Below are 17,646 nucleotides of genomic sequence, written 5' to 3'. Positions count from 1 at the left end.
AGGAACGATCATGGGGAACACGATGCTGCCTTTGGTGCTCGGTACGCTGGCTTTGCTGGTCCTGCAGTTTATCGTGGTGCGTGGCCATGGACGTGCACGGGCCGTGATCGGGGTCTTCGTCGTGGGTCTCGCCGTGGGCGTGCTGGCATTGAATTCCTGGCTGGCGCCACCGCGATTCCTGCCCGCGGCGTCGACCTCCAGTCTTGCCAAGAGCGTGGCGAACGACATTCGCCAAGGGTTGGGCACACCGGACCTGGAGGGGTTCTTCATCCTCGACGGCGGAAGCTACTCCGCGCGCGGTGTCGACGATGCAATGCTGGAGCAACGACTCTCCAGGCGCCTGGGGGCGCCCATCCAGGTGCTCACGTTGTCATTGGCGGGAGGCAACCAGCTGGAGAGATGGAAGGTGCTTGAGAACGCACTGGCGTTGCTCGACCGGGATGAGCGCGATGCATTCCTTGCTTCGCGCAAGACGCTGCTGCTGGAAATCCATGCGCAGTACGATCGCTATCCGCTGGTCCAGTTGAGGAGGAACCGCTATTCGGATCGGGCCTACGCATACCTCGACACCGAAGTAGCGCTCGAGGTCGCCCGGACCGAGCGCGGCAGGATGGAGCCCGATGAGTACCGGCGCCTGTGGATCGACGTGCTTGGCCACGCCATGGTCAATATCATGAACATCGGGTTGGCCACGCGCGTCGTGTCGGCTGAGGATGTTTTGCCCGGCGGCGGCTACGATCCCCTGGACGGGCCGGCCCGGGGCTACAGGTTCAAGGGGACGAAATCGGCGCGACAAAGCCTGAAGCAGCCTCCCCTGGAGGCCGAGGAACTGCCATGGCACAACATCGAGCGCCGTCGAGCGCGGTACGCGCGTGTCCTTGATGGCGGAAGCAAGCCACAGATCATCTATTTCTCCGTCCCGACCCCGCGCACGTTCGATCTGACCTATGCACGTGGCTTCTGTGCAGCCGTTTCCGGATTCTCCTGTATCGATCATTCGCATTGGGGCCTGCTGGAGCGCCTCGACGACAAACGCTTCTGGTACGACGACGGGCATATGCAAAGACGCGGTGCCGAGATCTATACGCGATGGCTATCGTCGCGGCTGGCCAAAGCCGTGAAGCAAACGGGGGAGCAGGGAACATGATCTTCTCCTCCGCGACCTTCCTGGTCTTCTTCACCATCGTGTTCGCCCTGTTCTGGGGCCTGCGCTCGCATCGTGCGCGCATCTGGCTGCTGCTGGTGGCCAGCCAGGTGTTCTACGGATGGTGGGACTACCGCTTCCTGGCACTGATGTGGTTTGCCATCGCCACCTGCCACTTCGCCGGCAGGCTGATCGACCGCAACGTCGCGCCGAAGGCAGTAACAACCGTTGCGGTCGTGTTGATGCTCGGTGTACTTGCGGTATTCAAGTACTTCAACTTCTTCACCGATTCGCTGGTGGGGTTGGCGACGAGCGTCGGAATCGTCGTGTCCCGCCCCACGCTGGAGATCCTGCTACCCGTGGGCATCAGCTTCTTCACGTTCCAGGCGCTCAGCTACGTGCTCGACGTCCGCAAGGGCTCGGTGCAGGCCGAGCGGAGCATCGTCAATACCGGCCTCTACATCTCCTTCTTCCCGCAGCTGGTTGCGGGGCCGATCGTGCGGGCGTCCGACTTCCTGCCCCAACTGCGCGAGCCGAAGGTGTTCAACGGCGAGCAGTTCTTGGTCGGCATGAAGCTGTTCCTGGTGGGATTCATCTACAAGTCGGTTTTCTCGGATTCGATCTCGCCTTTCGTGGACCAGGTGTACGGCGACCTCGATGCCTTCGATGCGCATTCCAAGGTCATGGCCACGGTCGGCTTCTACGGCCAGATCTATTTCGACTTCGCCGGTTATTCGATGATGGGCATCGGCGTGGCGCGCATGCTGGGGTTCGAACTGATGCGCAACTTCGCCTATCCGTACATCTCCACTAGCATCACCGAGTTCTGGCGACGCTGGCACATCTCGCTGTCGACCTGGCTGCGCGACTACCTCTACATCCCGCTGGGCGGCAACCGGGATGGCGAACTCAAGCGGCAACGCAACCTGATGATCACCATGCTGCTGGGTGGCCTCTGGCACGGAGCGAGCTGGAACTTCGTGCTGTGGGGCGCGCTGCACGGCATGGCGCTGTCGATCCACAAGGCCTGGGCCGGGGCGACGAAGAACATCCGCCGGCCCGTCGTGGTCGCCGCGATCTGGGGGTTGGCGGCCTGGGGACTGACCCAGTTGTTCGTCCTGCTGACCTGGGTACCGTTCAGGGCCCAGGACTTCGCCGGTACGCTTGACGTGCTCGGGGCGTTCATCGGGCGCGACGATGGCGGCACGCGCGCGTCGATCCCGTACATCGCGGTCCTGCTGCCGCTCTTCGTCGACACTGCGCTGGTTGGCATCAGCTCCGCCAGGTTCAGGCTGGCGGGCAGGCTGCCTGCGCTGGGGCCCGTCACGGCGGCGCTAGCCTTGGGCGGAGTCGCGGCGGTGGCGCTGGCCGGGATGCCGTTGGCTGTGAAAAACTTCATCTACTTCCAGTTCTGATCCTCCTCCACGCTGCAGGCGAACCAGATGCGAATACGAGACCTGGCCGAAGAGGTCGTAAGCCCCGCCGAAGCATTCGTCAACGCGGTCTGCGCGCAAGCGACCCGATCCAGCGAGTTGCCGTACGTGCTGTCGTACTTTCCGGTGGCCTCGATGAATCCGTTCCAACGGCTGCTGTACAGCCGCGCCGCGGAGTGCGGTTTTGCCATCGTGCCCACGCTTCAGATTAACCAGTTGGGGCGGGTGCACTGGCGTGGTCGTTCGGTGCTCCATCTGCACTGGCTGACTTCCGTGCTGAAGGATGTCGATACCCGCCGGGCAGCGGAAGTACGGATCGCGAGCTTCCAGTCCGAGCTGACGGCGTGGCGAGCGGCCGGCCACAAGCTGGTCTGGAGCATGCACAACGTGTTGCCGCACGACTGCCTGCTCCCGGAAGCGGAACTCGCGCTGCGCCGTACCTTGGTCGAGGGTGTCGACGCCATACACGTATTGTCGAGGGCTTCGGTGGAGGAAGCCCGCAAGTTGTACGACGTGCCGGACGATAAGATCTTCCATACGCCACATCCGTCATACGAGGATTGGTACGCAAATGTCGATGATCCGGTTTCGGCGCGACTCGACCTGGATCTTCCCGCTGCCAGCTTCAACGTACTGTTCTTCGGATCCTTGCAACCGTACAAAGGCGTCATCGAGTTGATCGATGCCTTCACCCGCCTTCGGGAGCGCCACCCGACTCGACAGCTGAACCTGGTGATTGCCGGAAAGCCCGTCGATGCCGATTATGTGGAAAGGATCCATGGCGCAGTGCTTGACAATCCCGCGATCCGCTTCATTCCGAGCGCGATGGAGGAGCGGCAGATCCAGGTGCTGTTCAACGCTGCCGATGTCGTTGCGGCCCCATACCGCCGGACGCTGAATTCAGGCGTGGCCATGCTCACGGCGACTTTCCGCAAGTCGCTCGTAGCGCCGCGTGCTGGCGGTGTGTATGAAACCTTCGCCAAGGATCCTTCGCTGCTCTACGGGAGTGAACCGGGCGATGGCCTGTTCGAGGCGCTGGAGCGCTCGCTCGACCATCAAGTTGCCCCCGAGATATTCGACGAGATCCTGCACAGCCATCATCCGGCAAGAATCTCGAAGGAATTCTTCTCACAGCTGGCCGGGCATGTGTTTGCCCAGGCCACCGCGACTGCATGACGATCATGGACATGACTTCCAACAAGCAGCCGGCCAGCGGCCAGGAAACCGATCTCGCGACACTCGAAGCAGCCGTGGTACCCGGCAAGGAGTACGTGTTCCGGTTGCCCGCCTCGGATATCGCCCGGAAGGCGGGATCGCGGGCACTGGTTGGCCGCATCCGTTTCCTTGATGCGGGTGGACAGGAGATTGCCGGACCTTACGACGGATGCTTTTCTTCCGAACGATTTGGCCAGTACACCTACCTCGCCAGCGCGGACAGGGCGGTTGCCACGCCGTGGTCGGAGCGGGCGGTGGTCGCACCCGGGAATGCAGCGCTGGTGCGGATATCCGTCTACCCCTGGCGGGTGTCGCCGGCCATGCAGGTGGACGGCGAGCTCCAGATTAGAGAGGCAGGCGACACGTTGCTCGAGCGCGAGTATCCCGTCAGTGGTGGCTTCCTGCATCGCCTTTACCTGGCGCTGACGGATGCGGAACCGTCGGATCGCGCCTCGGTTGTGCGAGTCACATATCTCGATGAACAAGGGCAGGAGATCCCTGGGCCATACGAGGGTTGCAACCAGTCCGGGCGCTTCGGGAGCTTCACCTACGCGGGTGTGCCGGATGGCGAGGCGCGCGAAGTGCGTATCCGGCTCAGGGCGCCCACGCAAGCTGCGCGCGCGCGGATAACGCTGGTGCGCTGGAAGGGAACGACGGCCCTCGCGTTGGCTGCGGAGCCGCGCTTCGAGGGCGATGCGCCCGAGGGAGTGGCGGGCACGCGTGGTGAGTGGTTGCCGGTTGAGGGGTTGGATACCGCTGTTACGGTGCAGATGCCCGGGGGCGTTGGCGGCGGATTCGCAGTTTTGCGTGGACAGTACGCAGGGCAACATCCCAGTGGCGAAGCTGCAGTGCTTCGATTGGTGCGCGAGTTTCTCGATGCCAGCGGAACGGTAGTCGCGACGCAGGCAGATCGGTCGAGCGCTGGCGTGCTCGCCGAGCCCCTGCTTCTGTTCGGAAGCACTCCCGAAGCACGATCATTCGCCTGCCTGATCTGGTGCCCCCCGCAAGCCCATGCGCTGCGCCTTCGCGCCTATCCCGGTGAAGGCGCACGCAATGTCGCATTGCATGCGCTTCCTGCAGTCGAACCGTTTGCACAGCGACTGGATGCGGGCCTGCTGGACTCGCGTCTCGGCGTTGCGAGCCGGCGCGACATCCAGAGCCCGGCGTTCGGCGAATGGCGCCTCCGGATCGTTTTCGATGCGATGCGCGTGGCGCACACAGCCAACCGCGATGTCGAACTGGCGATCTTCTTCGGCGATGCGACCAACCGCACAATGGCACTGACCGGTATCGATACCCGGGTAAACGCTGGTACGGTACGACGGGCGGGGAAAACGCTCTACCTCAAGCTGATGTCGGGGGCGGCGGGCGATCCGCTGGTGGAGCGGCTGCGGGGAACGTTGCAGATCCTGCCGCCGCCGGGTGCAGCTTCGGTAACCGTCCGCCTGTCCAGCTACGACGATGCTGAGATCGCGTTCGGGTGTGTCGTTGAGCCTTGCGATGCCCTGGTCGAAGAGCGCCTCGCGCCTGCGTCGGCGAAGGAAGCAATGCGGGTGGAACTGCATGACCCGGAAGCCGCGCGAATGATGATCTCGCGGCTGCTGACCGACTATCCGCACGATCATGTGGTACTTGGTGGTGCGATGGACGTCTACCGCCGGCTTGGTGCTGCGCAGCAAATGGAAGTCATCGCCAGTCGCGCAGCCGCGCTCCCGAAGTCGCCCGGCAAGCTGCGCCACAAGGCGCGGCATATCCTGTCCTCATTGCAGGAACAGGATCCGCACTGGACCATCCAGGTTCCGGGCGACTGGCAGGGACAGTCACGCCCCCCCCTGGAAGGTCGGCCCCTGCGCGTGGCCCATCTGTTCAAGACCTCAGTCCCGCACGAGAACACTGGCGGCGCCATTCGCTGCCTGAACATGGTCAAGTTCCAGAAGCAGGCCGGCATGGATCCGCTGGTGGTGACCCCGCTGGGATATCCATCGATAAACCTCGGTGGGACGCCTTGGGAGCGTGACGAGGTGGAGGGTGTGCCGCACTTCAGGCTCAACGGCATCCATCGTGACGATTTGCGGACCATACCCAGCACCCGGCAGCTGGAGTACGGCGCTCTGTTGACGGCCAACCTGTTGCGCGAGCAGGGCGTCGATCTCGTGCAGGCAAGCTCCGGTTACCGCGGCTACGAACAGGCGCTCGTCGGCCTGGCGGTGGCCCGCAAACTGGAGGTGCCGTTCGTCTATGAAGTCCGCTCGTACCATGAGCATACGTGGCGCCCGATGGCCGAATGGGTGCTCGATTCCGAGTTCACGCGCCGCCGCATGGCACAGGAGGACCGCTGCATGCATGAGGCGGACGCCGTAGTGACCATCTGCGAGACCATGAAGGAGGGGCTGGTCGCGCGAGGCGTGGACGAGCGCAAGGTCTTCGTCGTTCCCAACAGCGTCGATCTCGAACTGTTCCAGCCCAGGCAACCGGATCCGGCGCTTCGCCGGCAGGTTGGCCTGCGCGACGGCACGGTTGTTGGCTACATTTCCAACATCTCGGCCCGCGAAGGGCATGAAGTCCTTCTACGCGCCGTTGCGATGGCGCGGGCCGCCGGTGATGACCTGCAGTGCCTGATCGTGGGCGGCGGTCCGGTGCTCCCGACGCTGCAACAGCTTGTGCTTGAGCTGGGCATCGCCGAGAACGTGGTATTCACCGGTGAGGTTCCGCATGAGCGGATCGCCGACTACTACGCATTGATCGATGTTTTCGTCGTGCCACGAGTCTCTGATTTCGCCAGTGATTTCGTGACTCCAATGAAGCCATTCGAGGCGATGGCGTTGCGGCGTCCGATCATCATCAGCGATCGCCCTGCCCTGAAGGAGCTTGTGGAGCCAGGCGTGAGGGGGTCGGTATTTGCTGCCGGCGACAGCGTGGACCTCGCTGGAAAGATTCTGGAGCTGGCGCGCAACGATGAACTGCGCTCGTCATATGCCGAGAAGGGATATGAGTGGGTTACGCAGCGGACCTGGGATAAAACCGTTTCGATCTACCACGACGTGTATGCGGCCGCCGGCAAGCATGCAGGTGACCGTCTGGGGAGTTCCGTCCTCCCGTGATGCACTACGTCTGCATCGGACACGCCAAATGCGGGACGACGCTTCTTGATAGCGTGTTCCGAAGTTCTCGGATCGTTGGCACACCTGTCGTCGAGAAGGAGCTGAAGTTCTTCCTCCCTCCCAATATTGACAAGGAGAGGGGCCGGCAACGCTATGTCGATGAGTTCGAGGCAAGCGGTGGTGGCAGGGCATTTACTCGAACATTCGAAGCCTCGCCACAGTACAGCCAGCAAAAACCTGAAGTCCTTGACGCTGTGCTGCGTCTTGTCGGTGAAGTCTTGCGGGATGTCCGGATCATCATATGTTTCCGGCATCCGGTGCTTCGAGCCTACTCGCACTACATCCATGACATACACAAGTTTGCGCTCTATGGCGATCAGGTGTACTCGCCGCGGCCAGCGCTGTTGCAAAAACCGTTCCGCTCGACGTTCAAGGAGTCAATGCCACGGTTGGCCCGAAGCTACTCGGCAACACTTCAGCGGGCCATCGACGTATTGGGGCGCGAGCGGATATCGCTTTTTTTCCTGGAGCAGGATGCCAATCACCTGGATAGCTGGGTCGCCAGGAACTTCGATGCGGAGGTGGCGCAGGATGTTTCCACCGTAGCCGCTGGAATAGGCCCCGTGTTTGCACGGCGCCCCGTGCCCAACTACGTGGTTTCCGAAAGCTGCCTTCACGCCTTCGGCTCGAATCCGGGCGAGTACATCCGGTACCAGGGGCTGACAGTAGAGGATGCCGCGCGAATTCTCCAGGATCGAGAGCGGTGGAGCCTGAGACTGGATCCGGACGAAGCGAAGGCCATCAGTGAAGAGTACTTCCGGAGTGATATCGAGAAGTGTATGGAACTGACTGGAGACGAAACCTTCGCCCAGTACCTTGTGCCCCCGAGCTTTACCGAAACCGCGGGACTGGCAGACATGTCGTTGCTCGAAAGCATGCACGGCGTTGTTCTGGATCGTTGCGGACGAGAGGACGCTTCGTTGCAGGGCGACGCCAGCCTCTCGAGCCAAAGTGCGCCGGAGATTTCAGCTGAAACAGATTGCGGGGGAGATGGTGGAAACAAGTGATTGGAAAGTGGGGCTGAGGGATTACCTGACCGATCCGGCGCGGGCCTGGGGGCGCGCGGATGAGCGACAGGTGGTCAAGCTCAACTCGGTTTTTGCTGCGGCAAGGAATCGTTACGGACTGGCCAAGGATGATCTGATCGAGACCGTTGTCCATGCGGTTGGCCAGCGCGACCCTTCCGCCCAACGACCTGTCTATCTTTCCAATCTGGGTGGCTGCGGATCCCACTGGATATCGCGCATGATGTCCCAGGCGGCTGGCCTGGTGGATGTCGGTGAAGTGTATGTGCCGGTCCCCTGGTACGCATCGATGCTCAAGCTTCCGCTGGACGTGGCGGCGCGCGTGCTTGATGGAATCGAGCTGGTCCATGGCCTTCTCTACAACGGGGAACCGGGTGGCTTTTCGGGTGCACGCACCATCAATTCGGCACACGGCTACGAGAAGATCGCATTCCATCGGGCGCTGCGCCCAAGGGCAAAAGTGATCCATCTGATCCGGGATCCACGTGACAGGACGATGTCCGTCAGTTTCCGAAAGGATGAGTTTCGGAACTATGAAGCAGCGGGTGTCGGGGATCACGAGTACTTTCTTTCAAAGGCCGTGCGTAGCCTGTCAGCGTGGCGCAAGTACGATAGCCTCAAGGAGAAGGCGGATATTGAAGTCCGCTATGAGGAATTCCGCGCGAATGCGGCAGACCAGCTACAGGTGGTTCTTGAAGCGCTGGATGCCGCTCCGGCCAAGGTGCTGATGAATTCGGTCGCGTACCGGAACAGCCCGGAATTCCTGCGCAGCGGTCGGGGCAGCAAGGCTGACGTCGGCAACCTGGATCAAGGGGGCGTGGCAAAGTCCTGGAGGGAGTTGCCCGTGGGCCTGAAACGTGCGTTGCACTCGATAGTCGCGCCCGCACTGCTTGGCCAAGGCTATTCGTTGTGCAGGTGTTTCCCGGAAGATTCCAGTCAGGGGTTGAAGGATGGCGTCGGGCTCGACAAGGCGTTGTCGGGATGGACCCCGGAAGGTGTGTACATCGATTTCAGGCATCGGGGCGAGGAAGAATGGACTGGCGCCTCGGATGTTGATCCCTCCCGTGTCGATCGTGTGCGCATACGGCCATCAGGCCGAGTGGTCCCGGCCCAGGTCGTCAAGCGCCTGCGTCCATGGATCACCGACATCTGCGCGGCCGGAGTCAAAGGCTTCGACGACGACTCCCTGGTACGCATGGGAAGGTTGCCGGCGGTCTCCCGCATGGATCTTGCCAGGACATCGGTTGTGTCGGTCCCTGGTGGGGAGGCATTCCCTTCTCTGAAGATGGTCAATGTATCGGGCAGCTCCATCGACCACGATGCGGGTGGCCGGGATGACGTGACATTGGTTCGTGACTACTAGGCATCCGATCATCGCACTTGGGGTGCGAACCCGAAGCTGGGGGGTGGCCCATGCTTCACATGGGCCACCGGGCGGCTGATCTTCAAAGTCAGTCAACTGCCCTAAAGCTCGTCACCGGCATCACTTTCCATTACGCGAAGGAGGCCGAGTTCAAGCTTTGGCGGGATGATGCAACTGACGGCGTAATGGGTATAGTTGGCGGTAACGTGGTCGATATTCGTTATGGCTGTGGAGGTGCTGTCCAGCGGTTGAACCACGAACGATCTTGGATAAACGTTCATGGTCCCTACGTTGCGCGAGCCCGCTTGTACCGAACAGTTGATGGTTGCGGGTCCCGTGCGGAAGTTGTGCGCGAAGATCCAGATATCTGTCGTGTTGTTGTCGGAGATGAACTCTCTGGGCAAGGCGCATGCCACCTGGATTGATGAGTTCGATGAATTGTAGATGCCTTGGGTACGGAAACGCAGGCCTGTGAAATTGCCGGGATCCGTTGCCTGGCAGATCTGGGTGGCGTTGTAGTAAGTGACCCGGCTCGTTTTTGCCAGGGTCTGATTGGGATAAAGGATGCCGATGGTGGCGAGCACGCCGGCCACACAGGCGATCGTCAGTTTCGATGTTTCCATGGTTCTCTCCTGGTTGAGGGTTCGCTGCGGACTACTTCGAGCATGGCGATGCCGCAGCGTTTTCCGCCCGTTCCTGCCTGCTTCGCCCCCTGCGCAAGACACGGCAGGACTGGAACTTCTATTTGATCCCGTACATCTGCAGGCGTACGGAGCCGTCCGGCTGCGGCAAGGTCGTGTACCAGACGCGTGTCAGCTTGCCCCCGGTCATGGTGGTGAATGTCGACATCCAGCCCTGTCCCAGGCCGGCGTCGGGAAAGTCGAACGTCATTTCACACAGGGTTGTCCTGCACCGGATCCGGTACGCACTGGGTGCTTCCTCCACGTTGGAGACCACTTCTTCGCTCAGAATCGCGCGCGTCAGGTCGGCCTCGGTGGATGGGCCCCAGTTCGGATCCGTGGATTCGGAGCTGAATCGCGCCGCATACGTGCGCATCTCGCGCTCACGCAGCCCGCTGTCCTGCGATCGGCCGTCCGCCTCCTCGTTGGCTCTCTCAACCATTCCGGGCACTGTCGCCGGTGCGCGGCTTGATCTCGAAGCAGACATCAAGCTGGCGATTCGGTCCATGCCGCGATCGATCCTTTCGACCCGTGCCTCAAGGCTTGCCAAGCGTTCGTCCATTTGGCTGTCCGCTGCCATGATGGAGTGCCCGGGCCGCATTCTGTCGTTTGTGAACCAAGCCGCGAGAAGCGCTCCAGCGCCGAGCGCCAGTGCAATCGTCATCAGAAACAGGGGTCGGGAGAAGTTCATGTTCATGCAAGGCGCCTGGCTCGGTTGCTGCGAATACTTTCCAGATCGAGACGGAAACTGGTTCCCAGATCTTCAAGCGTGGTTTCCGGCAGAAAGCGGCCATTCCGCAGCCGAACACCCGAATGCCAGGCCAATCCGTTGCGCGACAGCACATTGGACAGCCACAGGGCGGGAGTTCTGGGCGCAACTTTCTTCGTGAAGAACGCAGCACAGTCCGTGACTCGCATGTCCGCGCGGGTCACGGCCAGTTGACGGATGAGGGGCTGGCGAATGCCTGCGCTGTTGGCGGTGACGCTTACCGCCACGCGGCATTGTCTTCCGGCGTCCGAATCGAATCAGATCGAAGTTTTTGCGCGAATGCGCAACTCAATGATGGGTTTCGGCATCCGCGTGCCGTGCGAGCGAGTCACGGCATGGAGCGACCAAGTCGGACGCTGCCATACAGCCTGCGAAGATGAGCAGGTACGGCGCTTTACTTGAAACCGTACATGACGATGTCAGTCGAGCCATCGGTCCGCGTGATCTCGGTGCTCCATATGCGGCCGACGCTTTGTCCAAGCGTGGCCAGATAGGCTCCCGACCACTGCGAGGCGTCGGATGATTCGGAAAAGCTGAATGTCATCCGGCACATGTCGGATCGGCAGTCAAGATTGAATGACTCCGGCAAGGCCGAGGTGACGGCAAGGATATCCTCGGAATCAATATTGTTCGTCAGCTGGATGGTCGTATCCTGGCCCCACTGACTGGTTCGTGATTGGTTCCGGAACAGTTGCTCGTACTCGGACAGGGTCTTCTTCTGCAGGATTGAATCCTCGATGGGGCTGGATCCCTGCATCTGCGCCAAGCCAGCACCCCTGTGTTCTGGCCCGTTCCTGTCTCGTGGCGCGGAAGAGAGCCGAGCCAGGCTCAGGTCGATTCTTTCGAGGCGTGCCTCCAGCCTGGCAACCCTTGCTTCCATTGATTCGTCGCCAAGGGGTTCCATGGCGGGCGCGGGAACTGTGGAGTCGCTGGCCAGGACCCGGGACAGGCCCCAGCCAGCGACGAAGACAAGACCTGCCACCGAGGCCATTGCGGCCCAGGTCCGGTATCGCGAGAGCGAATGGGCCTGCATGGACAATACCCCGGAGATTGGTCGAATCAGAGAAGGCCTCCCGTATCATGTTCCCCGAACCAGATCGTGCTCAGCTCGACGTTTGGAGGGAGTATGCAGACGATGTTGTAGTGCCCAAAAGCGTTCACCTTGTTGATGTCTTGCCAGATCTTGTCGGCACTGTCGTTGGCTGGAAGGCTGATCGTATCTGGATAATTGTTCACACCGAGGGATCGCTTTCCGCCACTGACCGTACAGTTCATGGTGGTTGGGCCGCTCCTGTAGTTTCGAGCTTGGATCCGGATCCAGCCATTGTCAGTGTTGGCTTGATAGTCGCCTGGGATAGAGCATGCGACCTGGACCGCAGAACCTTGCGGCATGTTGAACACACCGAGGTGGCGGAAACGGACCTGGGCCGCCTGGGCAGGATTGACGACATGGCACACGCTGGTTGCGGCCACATACTGAGAGCGGCTATCAGCAGCCGAGCTGAGGGAAGGCGCCACGATGAACGCCAGTCCGATAGCAAGGGCGCATGTGGTCGTTGAAAGCGGGTTGCGTGTCATTGAGATCTCCACATCAGAAATTGGAATCTTACGAAGCTGGTGAGTGCCCCCTGCAGGCGCGCTCAGATGCATATACGCAGTTCGAGGCTGGAAGAGGCCATGCCGTTTGTTGCCGGATGGCGGCCGCGCCCGCCAATCCGGTCTCATCTTCCTGTTCATCATCTAAGATGTACGGGGATGCGGACGGCAATCAGCTCCGCTTGCATCCCGCCGGCAAGCGACGCTGGCCTGGAACTACCCCGAACTCATGGCTCGATGTGCCAATGTCATTGGTTCGGGACTGGAGCCGGACACTGCTGTGCGGGGTGAGTGCCAAGGAGTCTCGGGTGGTCGTTCACGGCCGCCATCGGGAGCACCGCCAACACTGGGCGCGCGCCTACTTCAACCCCGGCTGCTCCGATGGCTTCAGTGTGTCCTGAAGCTGTAGATCCGTGGAGGAAGGGAGTGGTTGTCCAGGCTGCAATCGACAGCCATGGCCTGTTCTGCGTAGGTCATCACTCGTACCAGCTTTCCGCCATACAGTGTTTGCACCAAAGGGGGGCTGGCAGCGTTACCCAGGACGGTGACAAGCCAGGTGTCGTTCGCCCTCAGGCGCGTGGAGAGCACCGGGCCCGGCTCGACCTTGGCCAGATCCCGTGTCAGCAGTCCGCGGGGAAAGCCTTCCTCGCCGCTGTTCAGGGTGGTCTTGAGTTTGGCGTTCGACGCCTGCCATACGTCAATGAAAGATTCTTCACCCTTCAGCCTGCGTGTCGAGTCGGAAAGCTGTGTGACGTCGATGGTTGGCGAGAGGTGGAACAGGACGTCGACAATATCCGCCGGCCCTTTCAGGAAGCGGTCGATCAGGACAAATGTACCCCCCCTAAGAGAGACGGCCGTTCTCTGCCATGTCGTGCCTTCAAGGTCGACAGTTTCAAGTCTTACGCTGTTGCCGAGCTTGGCCTGTGAAATCGCGGTCACGCGCGTGAGATAGTTCTGCGACTTCTCGTCGAGAATGGCAACGTTGTGCGCCTCAGCCGCCTTGAAGTAGTTGAAGCGCAAGCGCTTCCCGTAGGCATAAGGTCCACCGGAATCAACAAGGAATGGCTCACCGCCGCGATTCAGCATGAAGCTGCCGCCATCGGCATGCCCGTGCGCGCCGTGGTAGGGCTTGTCGATCAGGATGGCGAAGCTTGATGGAGAGTTCCCGTTGGCCTCCTCGCGGAAGAAGTAGTACCCGTTCCGCGGGAACGTGCGAAGCGTGGGATCAGATGGGTGCTCGCCGCCCGCTAGTTCCCAGTGTGGGGCGGCGGAGGAAATATTCTGCAGCAGCCTTGAATCCGGCTTCTTGCCGAACTGCGTGTCGCCAATGGATTGGAGGAACTCGCCTTGCGGGCAGAATGCGTGGAAGAAGTCGAGCATCCTGGCGAGGATCTCCTTGTATCCAGGTACGACCTCAACGCCGAATCCCTCCATGTAACGGGCGCTGTCCGCCAGCAATGAAGCATCGAACAAGTGGTAGTAGATGGACTGTTCCCGGCAGACACCTTCCTCAAAGTCGATCATGTTCGAGAATACGTTGCGCATGTGGCCAAGCGCGATCTCGGCAAGGCCATCGTCCGGTCCTTCGAAAACTTGTACAAGGTCCCAAAGTGCTTCGGCATGGAAGATGCCGTGGTTGTTGGCATTCCAGCGTCCGGATTCGATGAACTCCCTCAGCTTCTCCTCGTGTCGGCGCGCGGCGGCCCGGAAGAGGGCTGTCTCGTCCGGTGAAGCCTTGTCCTTGAATCGACGTTGATACAGATATGCGATGGCCGATGCTCGCCACGCGGTCGCGTGGTCGAACCACAACATTCGATGGACTTCCTCCTCCGGTGTCTCGACCACGTGCCGCAGGTAAGAGAAGAGAAGGTGCTCGAGCCGGCCACTGCATGCGCTGCGTGTCTCGGCGTTGGGCGCGTTGTCGATCCCGTGGTCAAGGATGATCATCCATCCAAGAGCATGGTAATAGAGCCCCCAGGTATCGTCCCCATGCGGATCCTCGCGCCAAGTTGGCTCTTCCGGCAGTTGCCACGGAGCGAATGGGCGGCAGATGTCGATCTCGCCCGCCGAAAGGAACAGGGAAAGAGCCTCAGGCTTGCGGTAGCGATCGAAATCGGGTTGTCGAAGTTTTTCGTACATTCTGGTCTGAAGATCTGGCGAGATGATTCCACGCTACGCATGTCGGGACGAAAACTAATCTGGTGATGCGGCTTGGTTGGGTTGCAACAGTCGACCAAGGAGGAGCCAGGCCATGGTCCATCCCATCACGACCACCCAGTGCATGTACCGATAACTCTCGATCGGCGAGGTGAAAAACAGGGAAACCGCGAGCCCCAGGCCGCTCAGGCCCATGAACACGAGAAGAGGGCGCTCGCGGGGCCTGGCCAGGCCGTAGGCTCCGCCTGCAAGGACCAGGGCAAGCCAGAAGGCCGGTGAGTACATCCAGGCGGTCCCCGGACGTACCAGCAGGGTGCGCAGTGTGCCCTGCATGGGCCCGTTGCCCTCCGGCGCCACGTACCGCGGATTGAGGATGTAGCTGTGCTGTGCCCATTCCCGACGGTCGCATAGCTGCAGCAGGCAGGCGAAGGCTTTCGCGCGATGCGTCAGGTAGGCGGCCGGCTCCTCCTTGATCAATGCCAGCCAGGCCTGCTTGACTGCGTCGGCATCATGGTCGAGCCGGTAGACGTTGATCGCGAAGGGTGCATCCGGACGACGGGAGGTGCGCAGTATCTGGCCCGCCGCGGCTGGCGTGTAGCGGCGCTTGATGGCCTGGGTGAACTCGTGGGGTGATGTGTCCGAAAGCGCCGGTGATACAGCCAGCGCCACGCGGGCGGCGCGCCATGGTTCCTTTGAATTGACGATCATTCCCGCGATGTCATGCATGAGAATCGGCGTGGTGACGTGGGCGGGTTGGGCGACCAGCCGGACCAGCGTCGAGACCAGCAACATGAGTCCGATCGCCAGGAGCACGCCGCAGACGCACGCCCGGAGCAGGCGCAGCCATGGGCGCAGATCCGGCCACATGAAGTAGAACGCCCCGGCCAGCAGGCCGGCAGTCGCCGCAACTGCATTGTGGCGGAATGCCGTGGCAAACAGGCAGCCCGTCAGGACGACGAAGAAGGCATGCAGCCGGCTCTTGGAGGAATCCGCTCGGGCCATCCGGAACAGGTATGCCAATGCCAACAGCAGCAGCGCCGACATCCATACGTCCTTCCAGATCATGCCGTTGAGGGTCATGACCGGCGGGAACAGCGAAAACAACGGGATGACGAGCCACGGTGTGAACTTCCGCACTAGGCCCGGGAACGCCTCTGTGCAAAGTTTCGCGGCGGCGATTGCATACAGTGCCGCTTGCACCGCCAGCATGAGTACCGGCCCCTCGACGATCCGGTCAAGGACGCTCCAGATGATCGCCATGATCGGCGGGTGCCAGCTCGTGAACTCCAGGGTCCGCGCCTGCTCGAGCGAAGCAATGCTGTCGTTGGACATGATGCCGGGGTAAAACGTGGCGACGATGACAGCCGCGACGATGACCCAGGCCAACGGGAGCCGCGCCGGACGCGAGGGGTGCTTGTCCGCGTGTACGGAAAGCTTGGTGGGTTGGCTCATGTCGGGCGCCTGAAGATGAAGAACTTCGATACGAGAAGTTTTCCGGCCATCGAGATCGCGGCTGTTGCAAAGTACGCGACGTGGTAGCTGTCGATCGCCGTGAACAGTGCGGAAAACAGGATGACCTCGAAAAAGCGGAACAACAGGACCGATGGAAAAAACTTGGCGGCTTCCTGCCAGAGCGGCGCGCGCGTCCCACGGAAGACCAGGTGCCTGCACCCAAAGAAGTTGAGGATCGAGCAGATGACGACCGCGATGCCGTAGGCGGCCTTGGGATCGAGCCCGCCGAGTTCGGTCATGCCGGCTGTCAGCACGTATCCCAGGGCCAGGCTCGCCAGCGAGAGTAACCCCATGCGCACGCCTTCCCCGGCCAGGGATTTCAGGCCCGCTGCCGCGGGCGGCCGGTTGGTGGGATCAGTTCTTTCACGCATTCTCGCCACGCTGCCCGACGATCCTGGCCGGGACGCCAACCGCGATCGACAGCGGCGGGAGGTCCCGGGTCACGACGGAGTTGGCGCCGACCACGCATCCGTGGCCGATCGTCACTCCCCTAAGCACGCGTACGCCGCACCCCAGCCAGACGTCGGATTCCAGGACGACGCGGCCGGTACGCTTGCCCTGCTGCCAGATGGGCGTTGCGGGGTCGTCGAACACGTGGTCCTCGCTGAGGAACGAGCAGCCATGCGCGATACGGCAATGATCGCCGATCTCCAGGCCGCCGAAACCATCCAGGAAGACTTGCTCATTGATGGTGACGTTGCGGCCGATGCTGACGCCTTCGGGGAACCAGACGGTGACGCCATCCTTGATCTTCCAGCTGCGGATCGACGCGGTGAACAGTTTGAGTACCGCAAACCGGCAGGCGTCGCCGAGGGGAGGCGGCAGGTACTTCACCAGTCCGTAGAGCGTGAAAAAGATGCCAGCCCGCGCGTAGGTGGCAACCGGGTAACGCATGTCAGGCCTTGGTCGCCACGCAAACGACCGAAAGCCCGAGCGGCGGCCCGACCAGTCGGTCCAGGCGCCTGAGCATCGGAATGGCTTTCTGGATGCGCCGGATCTGCGCCATCGAGAACGTGCGCGAGAAGTTCTCGGCGCGCTTGAGGATGCGGGACTTGATGAAGTAAGGAGGAACACCCGCCAGATTCATGTAGCGGCAACTGTCGACGTGGAACCCGCCGGCTTCGACTGATCTGCGCAGGCTTGCGCGGGTATAGCGCCGGTAATGGCCCGAAGCTTCGTCCACCGGGCCATAGAGCCACTGCAATGCGGGCACCTTGATGTACAGCTTGCCGGAAGACGGCAGCGCGGCGTGGAACTGCTTCAGGGCCGCGACATCGTCCGGGAGGTGTTCGAGCACGTCGAGGGTGAAGATGCTCCGGATGCCGTGCCGACGCAGCTGTGCCTCGCAGTCGGTCAGGTCACTGTCTTCGACCGTCACGGCGTCGTCGCCCGCGAAGCGCTCGCGCAGCGTGGCCAGGTTGTCTTCGCCGCCCTCCAGCAGGAGCAGCGGCTGCACGTGCCGGGCCAGCAGGGCGGAAAAATGCCCGGATCCGGCGCCCGCATCCGCCGCAGGACCTTCGAACGTGTCGCCGAACAGGTCGAGGGTCCACGCGTAATAGGCCATCAGGTGGCCGAGCCTGGATTGCGCCTC

16 protein-coding genes are annotated in these 17,646 nt (G+C 61.7%); 6 read left to right on the top strand and 10 right to left on the bottom strand.

Features of this window, described 5'->3' with window-relative positions; all coding sequences use genetic code 11:
- The first annotated feature begins 10 nt into the window (after positions 1-10).
- The 6 genes from ABD679_RS13370 to ABD679_RS13345 all read left to right on the top strand — a co-directional run bounded on the left by ABD679_RS13370 (position 11) and on the right by ABD679_RS13345 (position 9,341).
- Positions 11-1,147, top strand: coding sequence for a hypothetical protein (locus ABD679_RS13370; protein WP_344760496.1), 1,137 nt, complete (start codon positions 11-13; stop codon positions 1,145-1,147).
- Positions 1,144-2,559 carry an MBOAT family O-acyltransferase gene (locus tag ABD679_RS13365; protein ID WP_344760495.1) on the top strand — a complete coding sequence of 472 codons (1,416 nt, stop codon included), beginning with the start codon at positions 1,144-1,146 and terminating at the stop codon, positions 2,557-2,559. The genes ABD679_RS13370 and ABD679_RS13365 overlap by 4 nt, the downstream gene beginning before the upstream one ends.
- Positions 2,560-2,586: 27 nt before the next feature.
- A complete protein-coding gene (locus tag ABD679_RS13360; RefSeq protein ID WP_344760494.1) occupies positions 2,587-3,753 on the top strand; it encodes a glycosyltransferase in 1,167 nt (388 codons plus the stop codon).
- A gap of 11 nt (positions 3,754-3,764) precedes the next feature.
- Positions 3,765-6,893 carry a glycosyltransferase family 4 protein gene (locus ABD679_RS13355; RefSeq protein WP_344760493.1) on the top strand — a complete coding sequence of 1,043 codons (3,129 nt, stop codon included), beginning with the start codon at positions 3,765-3,767 and terminating at the stop codon, positions 6,891-6,893.
- Positions 6,890-7,960, top strand: a complete 1,071-nt coding sequence (locus ABD679_RS13350; protein WP_344760492.1) for a hypothetical protein — start codon at positions 6,890-6,892, stop codon at positions 7,958-7,960. Before ABD679_RS13355 ends, ABD679_RS13350 begins: the two co-directional genes overlap by 4 nt.
- Positions 7,961-8,030: 70 nt before the next feature.
- Positions 8,031-9,341 carry a sulfotransferase gene (locus ABD679_RS13345; RefSeq protein WP_344760491.1) on the top strand — a complete coding sequence of 437 codons (1,311 nt, stop codon included), beginning with the start codon at positions 8,031-8,033 and terminating at the stop codon, positions 9,339-9,341.
- A gap of 101 nt (positions 9,342-9,442) precedes the next feature.
- Here ABD679_RS13345 and ABD679_RS13340 read toward each other — a convergent pair whose 3' ends face one another.
- The 10 genes from ABD679_RS13340 to ABD679_RS13295 all read right to left on the bottom strand — a co-directional run bounded on the left by ABD679_RS13340 (position 9,443) and on the right by ABD679_RS13295 (position 17,619).
- The gene (locus ABD679_RS13340; protein WP_344760490.1) at positions 9,443-9,964 is read right to left on the bottom strand and encodes a hypothetical protein; all 522 of its coding nucleotides are present in this window, start codon (positions 9,962-9,964) and stop codon (positions 9,443-9,445) included.
- Between the two features lie 118 nt (positions 9,965-10,082).
- A complete protein-coding gene (locus ABD679_RS13335) occupies positions 10,083-10,718 on the bottom strand; it encodes a hypothetical protein (protein WP_344760489.1) in 636 nt (211 codons plus the stop codon).
- Positions 10,715-11,017 carry a hypothetical protein gene (locus ABD679_RS13330; RefSeq protein ID WP_344760488.1) on the bottom strand — a complete coding sequence of 101 codons (303 nt, stop codon included), beginning with the start codon at positions 11,015-11,017 and terminating at the stop codon, positions 10,715-10,717. The genes ABD679_RS13335 and ABD679_RS13330 overlap by 4 nt, the downstream gene beginning before the upstream one ends.
- Positions 11,018-11,184: 167 nt before the next feature.
- Positions 11,185-11,823 (bottom strand): hypothetical protein, encoded by a 639-nt coding sequence (locus ABD679_RS13325; RefSeq protein WP_344760487.1) that lies wholly within the window; start codon positions 11,821-11,823, stop codon positions 11,185-11,187.
- A 26-nt stretch (positions 11,824-11,849) separates the two neighbouring features.
- Positions 11,850-12,368, bottom strand: coding sequence for a hypothetical protein (locus ABD679_RS13320; RefSeq protein WP_344760486.1), 519 nt, complete (start codon positions 12,366-12,368; stop codon positions 11,850-11,852).
- Positions 12,369-12,773: 405 nt separating this feature from the next.
- Positions 12,774-14,525: a heparinase II/III domain-containing protein gene (locus tag ABD679_RS13315; RefSeq protein WP_344760485.1), complete on the bottom strand. Its 1,752-nt coding sequence runs from the start codon at positions 14,523-14,525 to the stop codon at positions 12,774-12,776.
- Between the two features lie 54 nt (positions 14,526-14,579).
- Positions 14,580-15,995 carry a hypothetical protein gene (locus ABD679_RS13310; RefSeq protein ID WP_344760484.1) on the bottom strand — a complete coding sequence of 472 codons (1,416 nt, stop codon included), beginning with the start codon at positions 15,993-15,995 and terminating at the stop codon, positions 14,580-14,582.
- Positions 15,992-16,426 carry a GtrA family protein gene (locus tag ABD679_RS13305; RefSeq protein ID WP_344760483.1) on the bottom strand — a complete coding sequence of 145 codons (435 nt, stop codon included), beginning with the start codon at positions 16,424-16,426 and terminating at the stop codon, positions 15,992-15,994. The genes ABD679_RS13310 and ABD679_RS13305 overlap by 4 nt, the downstream gene beginning before the upstream one ends.
- Complete coding sequence (locus tag ABD679_RS13300) at positions 16,419-16,949, bottom strand: acyltransferase (protein WP_344760482.1); 531 nt, start codon at positions 16,947-16,949, stop codon at positions 16,419-16,421. Before ABD679_RS13300 ends, ABD679_RS13305 begins: the two co-directional genes overlap by 8 nt.
- 1 nt (position 16,950) lies before the next feature.
- On the bottom strand, positions 16,951-17,619 hold the full coding sequence (locus ABD679_RS13295) for a class I SAM-dependent methyltransferase (protein WP_344760481.1): 669 nt from the start codon (positions 17,617-17,619) through the stop codon (positions 16,951-16,953).
- Positions 17,620-17,646: the final 27 nt, after the last annotated feature.

Origin of the sequence: Luteimonas lutimaris (assembly GCF_039537065.1) — a bacterium.
Lineage (GTDB): Bacteria > Pseudomonadota > Gammaproteobacteria > Xanthomonadales > Xanthomonadaceae > Luteimonas > Luteimonas lutimaris.
Note: the sequence above shows the minus strand (reverse complement) of the source record. Positions and strands in the feature narration are given on the sequence as shown.

Bases quoted from the DNA above. Each gene is read 5' to 3' on its own strand.
- ABD679_RS13370 (WP_344760496.1), top strand. From the start codon at position 11: ATGGGGAACACGATGCTGCCTTTGGTGCTCGGTACGCTGGCTTTGCTG.
- ABD679_RS13365 (WP_344760495.1), top strand. From the start codon at position 1,144: ATGATCTTCTCCTCCGCGACCTTCCTGGTCTTCTTCACCATCGTGTTC.
- ABD679_RS13360 (WP_344760494.1), top strand. From the start codon at position 2,587: ATGCGAATACGAGACCTGGCCGAAGAGGTCGTAAGCCCCGCCGAAGCA.
- ABD679_RS13355 (WP_344760493.1), top strand. From the start codon at position 3,765: ATGACTTCCAACAAGCAGCCGGCCAGCGGCCAGGAAACCGATCTCGCG.
- ABD679_RS13340 (WP_344760490.1), bottom strand. From the start codon at position 9,964: ATGGAAACATCGAAACTGACGATCGCCTGTGTGGCCGGCGTGCTCGCC.
- ABD679_RS13335 (WP_344760489.1), bottom strand. From the start codon at position 10,718: ATGAACATGAACTTCTCCCGACCCCTGTTTCTGATGACGATTGCACTG.
- ABD679_RS13325 (WP_344760487.1), bottom strand. From the start codon at position 11,823: ATGCAGGCCCATTCGCTCTCGCGATACCGGACCTGGGCCGCAATGGCC.
- ABD679_RS13320 (WP_344760486.1), bottom strand. From the start codon at position 12,368: ATGACACGCAACCCGCTTTCAACGACCACATGCGCCCTTGCTATCGGA.
- ABD679_RS13315 (WP_344760485.1), bottom strand. From the start codon at position 14,525: ATGTACGAAAAACTTCGACAACCCGATTTCGATCGCTACCGCAAGCCT.
- ABD679_RS13310 (WP_344760484.1), bottom strand. From the start codon at position 15,995: ATGAGCCAACCCACCAAGCTTTCCGTACACGCGGACAAGCACCCCTCG.
- ABD679_RS13305 (WP_344760483.1), bottom strand. From the start codon at position 16,426: ATGCGTGAAAGAACTGATCCCACCAACCGGCCGCCCGCGGCAGCGGGC.
- ABD679_RS13300 (WP_344760482.1), bottom strand. From the start codon at position 16,949: ATGCGTTACCCGGTTGCCACCTACGCGCGGGCTGGCATCTTTTTCACG.
- ABD679_RS13295 (WP_344760481.1), bottom strand. From the start codon at position 17,619: ATGGCCTATTACGCGTGGACCCTCGACCTGTTCGGCGACACGTTCGAA.